Raw genomic sequence first — 8,855 nt, forward strand, 5'->3', positions numbered from 1 at the left:
GCCGGTCGCGAGCCTGTGAGCGCCGGGTGCCGGCGCGCCCTCACCTACTCTGGAGTCGTGCCCGCGCCCGCCCTGACCTCCCGCTCCGCAGCGGCGCGCACCGTCACGACCGTCCGGGCAGACACCGCGGCCGGCCTCCTCGGTCTCCTCCCCCAGGGCGCTGAACTGTCGTGGGTCCGCCGGGGCGAGGGCCTGGTCGGCTGGGGCGAGGCGGCCCGGCTCGAGGTCACCGGCCCGTCCGCGCTGGCCGACGCCGCCGCCTGGTGGGACGAGTACACCGCCGGACTGGACGTGGCCGACGACCTCGCCGTCCGCGGCTCGGGCCCGGTCGTCTTCGGCAGCATCGCCTTCGACCCCACGGCAGGGACCTCGGTCTTCGTCGTCCCCGAGGTCGTCGTCGGCCGGCGCGACGGCGTCGGCTGGATCACCACCGTCGGCACCGCGGAGCTGCCTCCGCCCGCACCGGTGGACGGCCCGGCCCCCCGGCTGCGCTACGCCGACGGCGCGCTCGACCCGGCCACCTGGTGCGCCGCCGTCGCCACGGCGGTCGAACGGATCTCCGCGGGCGAGCTGGACAAGGTCGTGCTCGCCCGTGACCTGCTGGTCTCCGCCGAACCCGCGCTGGACCCGCGGCGGCTGCTGCGCCGGCTGGCCGACCGGTTCCCGGACTGCTGGACCTTCGCCGTCGACGGGCTGCTCGGCGCCACCCCGGAACTGCTGCTGCGCCGCGACGGGCAGCGGCTCTGCTCCCGGGTGCTGGCCGGGACGGCGCCGCGCGGCGCCGGCGCGGAGGACGACCGCCTCGCCGCCGCGCTGCTGGGCTCGGCCAAGGACCGCGCCGAGCACGCGCTCGCCGTCGACTCGCTGGTGCGCGCGCTCGAGCCCTACTGCAGCACCCTGACCGCCCCCGCCGGACCGGCGCTGCTGACCCTCGCCAACGTGCGACACCTCGCCACCGACGTGATCGGCACCCAGCACGGGGCGGCCGGCCTGCTCGAGCTCGTCGGCGCCGTGCACCCGACCGCCGCCGTCTGCGGCACCCCCACTCCCGACGCCGCCACGCTCATCGGCGAGCTCGAGGGCATGGACCGCGGGCGGTACGCCGGACCGGTCGGCTGGCTCGATGCCCGGGGCGACGGCGAGTTCGGTCTGGCGCTGCGCTGCGCCGAGCTCACGGCCGACGGCGGGGCGCGGCTGTTCGCCGGCTGCGGCATCGTCGCCGGGTCCGAGCCCGCGGCCGAGCTGGCCGAGACGCAGGCGAAGTTCGCGGCCTTCCAGGCCGCGCTCGAGGGCTGAGGGTTCCCCTGGCCACGAGCGGGATGCCGCGGCGCCGATCGCCCTGGCGTCTGGTCCTGGCGCTGCTGGTGCTCGCGGCCGTCGGTGCCGGGGTGGCCGCCGCGGTCGCCGGCCGGTCCGGCGAGACGGGGTCGGCGTCGGCACCGGATGGGCCCACCGGCACCGCGCCGGGCACGCCGTCCGCCTCGCCGTCGACGACGCCGGCGCCTCCTCCCCCTCCGCTGGCCGGGCGCACCGTCGTCCTCGACCCGGGGCACAACCGGGACAACGGGCGGCACCCTGGGCAGATCAACCGGCAGGTCGACGCCGGGGGCTTCGCGAAGGCCTGCAACACGACGGGCACCGCGACGAACTCGGGCGTGCCCGAGGCGACCGTGAACTGGGAACTCGCGCAGGAGGTCCGGGTGCGGCTGGAGGCGCTCGGCGCCCGCGTCGTGCTCACCCGCCAGGAGGACGCCGGCTGGGGTCCCTGCATCGACGAGCGGGCCGCCGTCGCCAACCGGGAGGGGGCGGCGCTGCTGCTGTCGCTGCACGCCGACGGGGTGGCGCCGGGCGCGCACGGCTTCCACGTCATCCACCCGGGGCTGCGCCCCGGCTGGACCGACGACATCGTCGTGGCGAGCGGGCAGGCCGCCGTCGCGGTGCGGGACGCACTCGTCGCGGGCGGGCTGACCCCGGCCACCTACACCGGCAGCGAGGGCCTCGACGAGCGGAGCGACCTCGGCACGCTCAACAACGCCGACGTGCCGGCCGTCATGCTCGAGGCCGGCAACCTCCGCCACGCGGGGGACGCCGCCCTGCTCACCGATCCGGCCGGCCGGGCGCGGATCGCCGACGCCCTCGCCGTCGCGGTCAGCCGGTTCCTCGCCGGCTGAGCCGCCCCGGCGGGTGGAGGGTCAGTCCGAGCCGACGAACGCGACGTCGCTGATCGTGGTGAAGTCCCGGACCGCCGCGTCGTTGCCCGTCCGCGTGATCTCCAGGACGACGCGGGTGGTGGTCGCCGGCTCGTCCAGCTCGGTCCGGGCCAGCGCCCGCGTCGGGGCGGCGATCTCCTGGCGGTGGGTGGTCCCGTCGTCGAAGCGCCAGGTCACCCCGGTCACCGTGCGGTTCTCGCCGAACCGGTCGGTGCCGTCCACCGGGTCGACCTTGTCGTAGCCGGGCACGAGCCCGACCGACGCCACGGTCACCGGGCGGCCGAAGTCGAAGACCAGCTGCTGGCCGACGGCCGATCCCGGGCAGCGCCAGGCGGTGCTGCCGACCCCGTCCAGGGTGTGCGCCGGGTCGTAGGTCACCGGCACGTTCGCGGCATCCACCCCTGGCGGGGCCTGGCAGCTGGCCGTGACCGAGCGCGGCCGCAGAGGGTCGTCTCCGGCCGGCGGCGCGGCCCCTCCGGTCGGCGCCGGCTCGTCGTCCTCGTCCCCGGGGTCGGACCCTCCGGCCGGGTCCGAGCCGCTCGGCCGGTCGGCGTCGTCCGACTGCGACGCGGTGGACGCGTCGCCCCCGAGGGTGCGGTCGGCGACGACGTAGCCCCCGCCCACGGCGAGCAGCGCCGCGACCACCACCCCGGCGACGACGAGGGTGCGCCGTGCGCCCTCGTCCTCCCCGTGGCCGTCGTCCCAGAACCCGTCGGCCGGCGGCTGGGCCGCGTCCCCGCTCCAGGGCGCCGGGCCAGGCGTCGCGGCCCACGGCGCCGGCGTGGGCGGCCCGGAGAACACCGAGTCCGCCGGGGCGGGCGGCACCTCGGGCGCCGGCCACGCCGCCGGGGGCGCCGGGTGGGCGAAGACCGAGTCCCGCCCCGCCGCCGCGGCCGGCGGCTCGCCCCCGGCAGGGAGCGAGGCGCCGCAGGAGATGCAGAAGCGCAGGCCGGGGCCGGCCGCCGCACCACAGCTGACGCAGTACCTCATCCGACTCTGTCCCATCCGTTCGGGTACGGCCCTCCCGTGCTGCTCCACGCAGCAGCACGGCCATCAGCACCGCTGCGCCGACCGCTGTGCAGCCGGCAGCTGGTGCGCGGGGCGGGCCGCTACTGCGTGGGCGGAGGCACCGGCGGGAGGGGCTGCTGCTGCGGGTAGGGCGCCGGCTGCGCCTGCTGCGGCTGCTCCTGGTAGGCCTGCGGCTGCCCGTACGGCTGCTGCTGGACACCGGGCTGCTGCACGGCGGGCTGTTCCAGGGTGGGCTGTTGCAGGGTGGGCTGCTGCCACTGCTGGCCGACCTGGCCGGGAGCGGGGGCGACCGGCCGCGGAGCCGCGGCACCGAACCGGTTGCGGATGCCGACGACCAGGTTGCTGGACATCCTGGTGGCCAGGACCGGGCCGAGCAGGCCGGCCAGGACACCCCACACGCCGAGCGCGAACGCGGCGACGATCGGGTTGAACGTGGCCGAGACGTTGCCGGAAGCGCCGAACTCGGAGAATCCGCCGTCCGCACCGCCGGCCACGCGCAGCAGCAGCGCGGCGACCAGGGCGACCACGGCCAGCGCGCCGGCGAACCGGAAGCCCTCGCGGCGGGCGTCCTCGACGGAGTTCTGCCGGACGGTGAGCACCGTCGCCACCGCCAGGAGGATGAGCAGGAGGGCGACCGGGGCCAGCCAGAACCAGCCGCTGGCGTCGGTGAAGGTGAACAGGTCGATGCTGTTCCCGCCGCCGACGCCGCCGCTGAACTCGCCGAATTCCCCGCCCACGCCGGCGTCCGCGTCGAGCGGCACCCCGGCCGACCACAGGATGCTGGCGAGCATGCCGTTCCCGCCGCCCAGGACGACGAGGCCGAACTGGGAGACCCGCTCGTCGAGCTCGACCAGGCCGTAGATCAGGGCCACGAGCACGCCCAGGATGCCCGCGGCGAAGACGGCGACCGCCCCGAGGAGCGGTGCGACGACCTGCTCGCGGACCGCAGCCAGACGCGCGGGGAGGGTCGGGCTGGTCACCCGCGAGAACAGCCACACCACGCCCAGCGTGGCGACGGCGAAGAGGAACGCGCCCATCAGGCTCGACCAGACCGACACCCCGAGCTGCCCGGAGAGACCGAGCAGCTCGTCCGAGCCGTCGGTGCGGTACCGGGTCAGCAGCGAGAGCACCAGGAAGCAGGCGGTGAACACCAGTGCGGTGCGGGCGCCCTGGAGGACGACGTCCCGGGTCGTCAGCACGCGACCGCGCAGGGACCGGGTGAACAGCCAGGCCATCAGCCCGAGGCCGACGAGGGTGAGCGTGAGCGGGAGGACGCCGAAGCTCGACGAGCTCGACATGAAGTCGCCGCCACCGAAGAAGTCCTCACCGGAGGTCGTGACGTAGATGTCGCCACCCACCGCGGCGCACACGGCGCCGGCGGTCAGGACGAGGATCTCGCGGGCGCCCAGGTCACCACTGCCGAGGAGCAGCATGCCGACCAGGCCCAGTCCCAGCATGGCGAGCACCGCGAAGCCGGCGGCCCTGGCGGCGCCACCCCAGTCGCCGGTGAGCAGGGCGTCGAGGGCGCTGCGGCCGGACGCGGCGACGTTGCCGCCGGTGCCCGGCGTCGGTGGCGCGCCCCACGGTGCGCCGTTCGGCAGGGCCCCGTACGGGGCCTGGCCGTAGAGAGCGGCCTGCGGCGGCTGGCCGTAGGGAGCCTGCGGCTGTCCATGGACCGGCGGCTGGCCGTAGGGAGGCGCCTGCGGCGGCGCGGCCTGCGGGGCCGCCGCGACCGGGGTGCCGCAGGAGGCGCAGAACGCGGCGTCAGGCCCTACCGCAGCCCCGCATGAACCGCAGAAGCGTCCCGTCATGTGCTGTTCTCCCCAGAATTCTCGGCAAGCGCCGTGTCGCGGCCACGATAAGGGGCACAACGGCACGTTCCGGTCCTACGCGGAGAGTGGGCGCGCCGTGTACCCCCAGGTGGGGGACGCCGTCGCCTCTCGGCGCGGCACGGGAGCCTGCGCGGCCCGGAGCCGCGACTCAGGAGCGGAGCGCCGCCTGGGCGGCCGCGCGGAGGTCCCGGCCCAGCTGCGCCTCGGCGCGCTGGGCGGTCCGGACGACGACCACCCGCGGACCGCCCAGACCCAGGGCCTCGGTCAGCTCGTGGGCCGTCGACACCCGGGTGGCGGCCCAGCCGAGTGCTTCGGCCACGGCGACCAGGTCGCGGCCGTGCGGAGTACCGAACACCCGGCGGTAGCCCTCGGCGTAGCGGTCCTCTCCCGGCTCGAGCTGGGCGAAGATCCCGCCGCCGTCGTTGTCCGGCACGACCACGGTGAGGTCGGGAACGGGCTCCCCCTCGCCGGTCAGCAATCCGGTCAGGTCGTGCAGGAAGGTCAGGTCGCCCATCAGCGCGAACGCCGGGCCGTCGTGGACCAGGGCCGCCCCGACCGCCGTGGAGATGGTTCCGTCGATCCCCGCGACGCCGCGGTTGGCCAGCACGGTCACATCGGCCCGTGGCCGGGCCCAGAGGTCGACGTCGCGCACCGGCGTAGAGGAGCCGAGCACCAGCAGCGCCCCGGAGGGCAGTCCGGCGACGACGTCGCGGGCGATCCGGGCCGCAGTCAGCTCCGGGCGGTCGTCCAGCGCCGCGTCGACGGCCGTCCCCATCCGTTCGGCGGCCGAGCGCCAGGCGGCCAGCTCCGGCGGGGTGACGGGCGAGTCCCCGGGCATCCGCTGCGGCAGGAGGGGCAGGCCACCGACAGCCGAGGACGACCGCACCGCGTCGGCCCACCGGGGGCTGGCGGCGACGATCTCGACCCGCACCGCAGGATCGGAGAGCAGGGCGTTGACCGGTCGGGAGAGCGTCGGCCGCCCCACCACGAGCACCCGCTCCGGCCGGTGGTCCGCGAGCCATTCCCGGGCACCGAGCAGCACGGCGCCGCCGCGGAGCGAGCCGCCCCAGGCCCCGCTGGACGGCTCGGCGAGCACGGCCCAGCCCGCCGTGGCGGCGACCTCCGCTGCTGCCGCACCGAGACCGGGCGGCGCATCGCCGACGACGACGAGGGTGTTCGAGGGCTCCTGCTGCAGCGGCATCGAGAGACCACCCCGCCGCGCCGCCGTCCAGGGTGCGCCTTCCGTCCTTCCGACCCACGGCCCGTCCAGGCCGTCGTCGTCGTCCTCGCCGGGCATCAGCGGATCCCGCAAGGCCAGGTTGAGGTGCACCGGGCCGGGGTCACCGGTGAGCGCACCCCGCGAGATGAGCAGGGCCTTGGCGGTCAGCGAGCGCCAGTAACGGTTCTGCGCCGCCTCGCGTCCTTCCTCGGGCACGCCGACGTCGGCCGCCCAGCGCACGGCACCCCCGTAGAGGCCCGCCTGCTCGATCGTCTGGTTCGCACCGGTGGACCGCAGCTCCGGCGGGCGGTCGGCGGTGAGCGCCAGCAGGGGCACACCGGAGGCGTCGGCCTCCAGCACCGCGGCGTGCAGGTGCGCCGCGGCGGTCCCCGACGTGGTGAGGACCGGCACCGGCCGGCCGGACGCCTTGGCGAGACCGAGCGCCAGGAACGACGCCGTCCGCTCGTCGATGCGTACGTGCAGCCGCAGCGCGCCGGCCCGCTCGGCCGCGGTCAGGGCCAGCGCGACCGGCGCCGACCGGGAGCCGGGCGCGAGGACGGCGTCGGTCACTCCGCCGCGGAGCAGTTCGTCGACGAGGACGCGGGCGAAGGCGGTCGACGGGTTCACGGCACCATCACCGCGGCCATCCGCGCATCCCAGCGCTCCGCCGTGGCGGCATCGGCGGCGACGGCGTCGAACCGGTCGGGCTCGGGCCGCACGACCGGCAGCATCCCCTCGACCGGGAGCAGCGGAGTGCTCGTCACGTCAGCGGTGAACAGCGCAACGGTGGCCAGCCCGCAGGCGAACGGCAGCTCGGGCAGGGCCGCGGCCAGCGCGACGCCGGCGGCGATGCCGACCGAACTCTCCAGCGCCGAGCTGACCACGCACGGCAGGCCGTGCGCCTCGGCGACGCGCAGCGCCGCCCGGACACCGCCCAGCGGCTGCACCTTGAGGACGACGACGTCACCGGCCTCGCGCAGGTCCACCGCGAGGGGGTCGGCCGAGCGCCGCACGCCCTCGTCGACGGCCACCCGCACGTCGATCCGGCGGCGCAGGGCGGCCAGCTCGGGCAGCGTCGCGCACGGCTGCTCGACGTACTCCAGGCCCACCGCGGCGTCCAGGGACCGGATGCGGGCGACGGCGGTGTCGATGTCCCAGGCGGCATTGGCGTCCACCCGGACGGCACCGGAGGGACCCAGTGCGTCGCGCACCGCCTCCACGCGGGCGAGGTCGTCGGCCTCGCTCTGCCCCGGCTCGGCGATCTTGACCTTGGCGGTGCGGCACCCCGACGCGCGGACGATGGCGTGCGCCCGCTCCGCGTCGACGGCGGGCACGGTGACGTTGACCGGAACGGTGTCGCGCACCGGTGCGGGCCAGCCCTCGGTGGCCGCCTCGACGGCGGCCGCCCACCACCGGCGGCTCTCCTCGACGTCGTAGTCCCAGAACGGCGAGAACTCGCCCCAGCCGGCCGGCCCGCGCAGCAGCACGCCGTCTCGCACGTCGATGCCGCGGAAGCGCGTGCGCATCGGCACCGAGTACACCCGCGCCTCCAGCACCGTCGTGTGACCGGTTCCGGGGTTCGGGATCATGCCCGACAGCCTAGGAGGGGGGCCGCCGTACGCTCGTGCCTCGTGGCCCGGCACCTCTCCCTCGTCCCCGCGGCCGAGCTGACGCAGGCCGACGTGCGCGCGGCGCTCGACGGCGACCGGCCCCTGGCGGTCCTCCCCGCCGGCCCGCCCGCCGCGGTGCAGGCCGCCCGAGCGGTGCTGCGCCCGGACGAGCCGCTGGAGGACGGCGCCGACCTCGTCGTGGTCACCTCCGGCTCCACGGGCTCGGGCCGCGGCGTCCTGCTCTCCGCGGACGCGGTGCGGGCCTCGGCGACGGCCACGCTCGACCGGCTCGGTGGCCCGGGGACCTGGCTGCTGGCGCTGCCGGTCTCGGCCATCGCCGGGCTGCAGGTGCTCTGCCGCAGCGAGGTCGCCGGCCGCGAGGCGGTCCGGCTCGACAAGGACGAGAAGCTCGTTACGGCCGTCGCCCGGCTGCCGGCCGGAGACCGCCGCTACACCGCGCTGGTCCCGACCCAGCTCGTCCGCTTCCTCGAGGCCGAGCCCCACGCGCTGCGCAGCTTCGACGCGGTGCTCGTGGGCGGCGCCGCCACCGACCCGGCGCCGCTGGCCCGCGCCCGCGCCGCGGGCGTCCGCGTGGTGACCACGTACGGCATGACCGAGACCGCCGGCGGCTGCGTCTACGACGGCGTGCCGCTGGACGGCGTCTCCGTCCGGGTCACCGACGGGGGCGTCGAGCTCGCCGGTCCGGTGCTGGCGTCGGGCTACCGGCTCGACCCGGAAGGGACGGTCGCCGCCTTCGCGGACGGCTGGTTCCGCACCCGCGACGCCGGCCGCCTGGACGACGGCCGGCTGACCGTGCTGGGCCGGCTCGACGACGTCGTGATCACCGGTGGCGTCAACGTCGCCCCGGGCGCGGTCGAGGTGGCGCTGCGCGAGCATCCCGGCGTGGCCGACGCCGTCGTCGTCGGGCGCCCGGACCCGGAGTGGGGGCAGCGGG

Annotated in this window: 7 protein-coding genes; 3 read left to right on the forward strand and 4 right to left on the reverse strand. The window is 76.7% G+C overall.

Annotated features, from left to right (window positions below; translation table 11 throughout):
* Nucleotides 1-57: 57 nt before the first annotated feature.
* Both BN344_RS11415 and BN344_RS11420 read left to right on the forward strand, forming a co-directional pair.
* Nucleotides 58-1,296 carry an isochorismate synthase gene (locus tag BN344_RS11415; RefSeq protein WP_040338593.1) on the forward strand — a complete coding sequence of 413 codons (1,239 nt, stop codon included), beginning with the start codon at nucleotides 58-60 and terminating at the stop codon, nucleotides 1,294-1,296.
* A 23-nt stretch (nucleotides 1,297-1,319) separates the two neighbouring features.
* Nucleotides 1,320-2,171 (forward strand): N-acetylmuramoyl-L-alanine amidase, encoded by an 852-nt coding sequence (locus tag BN344_RS11420; RefSeq protein WP_040338594.1) that lies wholly within the window; start codon nucleotides 1,320-1,322, stop codon nucleotides 2,169-2,171.
* Nucleotides 2,172-2,192: 21 nt separating this feature from the next.
* On the opposite strand, the gene BN344_RS19080 is transcribed toward BN344_RS11420, so the two are convergent.
* From BN344_RS19080 to BN344_RS11440, 4 genes are all read right to left on the reverse strand, one after another.
* Entirely contained in the window at nucleotides 2,193-3,200 is a 1,008-nt protein-coding gene (locus BN344_RS19080; protein WP_051515808.1) for a discoidin domain-containing protein, read from the reverse strand.
* Between the two features lie 119 nt (nucleotides 3,201-3,319).
* Nucleotides 3,320-5,050, reverse strand: a complete 1,731-nt coding sequence (locus BN344_RS11430; RefSeq protein ID WP_040338595.1) for a zinc ribbon domain-containing protein — start codon at nucleotides 5,048-5,050, stop codon at nucleotides 3,320-3,322.
* Between the two features lie 169 nt (nucleotides 5,051-5,219).
* Nucleotides 5,220-6,917: a 2-succinyl-5-enolpyruvyl-6-hydroxy-3-cyclohexene-1-carboxylic-acid synthase gene (gene menD / locus BN344_RS11435; RefSeq protein ID WP_040338596.1), complete on the reverse strand. Its 1,698-nt coding sequence runs from the start codon at nucleotides 6,915-6,917 to the stop codon at nucleotides 5,220-5,222.
* Complete coding sequence (locus BN344_RS11440; RefSeq protein WP_051515919.1) at nucleotides 6,914-7,879, reverse strand: o-succinylbenzoate synthase; 966 nt, start codon at nucleotides 7,877-7,879, stop codon at nucleotides 6,914-6,916. The genes menD and BN344_RS11440 overlap by 4 nt, the downstream gene beginning before the upstream one ends.
* A gap of 42 nt (nucleotides 7,880-7,921) precedes the next feature.
* Between BN344_RS11440 and BN344_RS19555 the strand changes: the two genes are divergently transcribed.
* Nucleotides 7,922-8,855: AMP-binding protein (locus BN344_RS19555; protein WP_166518222.1), on the forward strand; the 934-nt coding region annotated here is incomplete at its 3' end.

It is taken from the genome of Candidatus Blastococcus massiliensis AP3, from assembly GCF_000582785.1.
GTDB lineage: Bacteria > Actinomycetota > Actinomycetes > Mycobacteriales > Geodermatophilaceae > Blastococcus > Blastococcus massiliensis.

Bases quoted from the DNA above. Each gene is read 5' to 3' on its own strand.
- BN344_RS19080 (WP_051515808.1), bottom strand. From the start codon at position 3,200: ATGAGGTACTGCGTCAGCTGTGGTGCGGCGGCCGGCCCCGGCCTGCGC.
- BN344_RS11430 (WP_040338595.1), bottom strand. From the start codon at position 5,050: ATGACGGGACGCTTCTGCGGTTCATGCGGGGCTGCGGTAGGGCCTGAC.
- BN344_RS11420 (WP_040338594.1), top strand. From the start codon at position 1,320: ATGCCGCGGCGCCGATCGCCCTGGCGTCTGGTCCTGGCGCTGCTGGTG.
- BN344_RS11440 (WP_051515919.1), bottom strand. From the start codon at position 7,879: ATGATCCCGAACCCCGGAACCGGTCACACGACGGTGCTGGAGGCGCGG.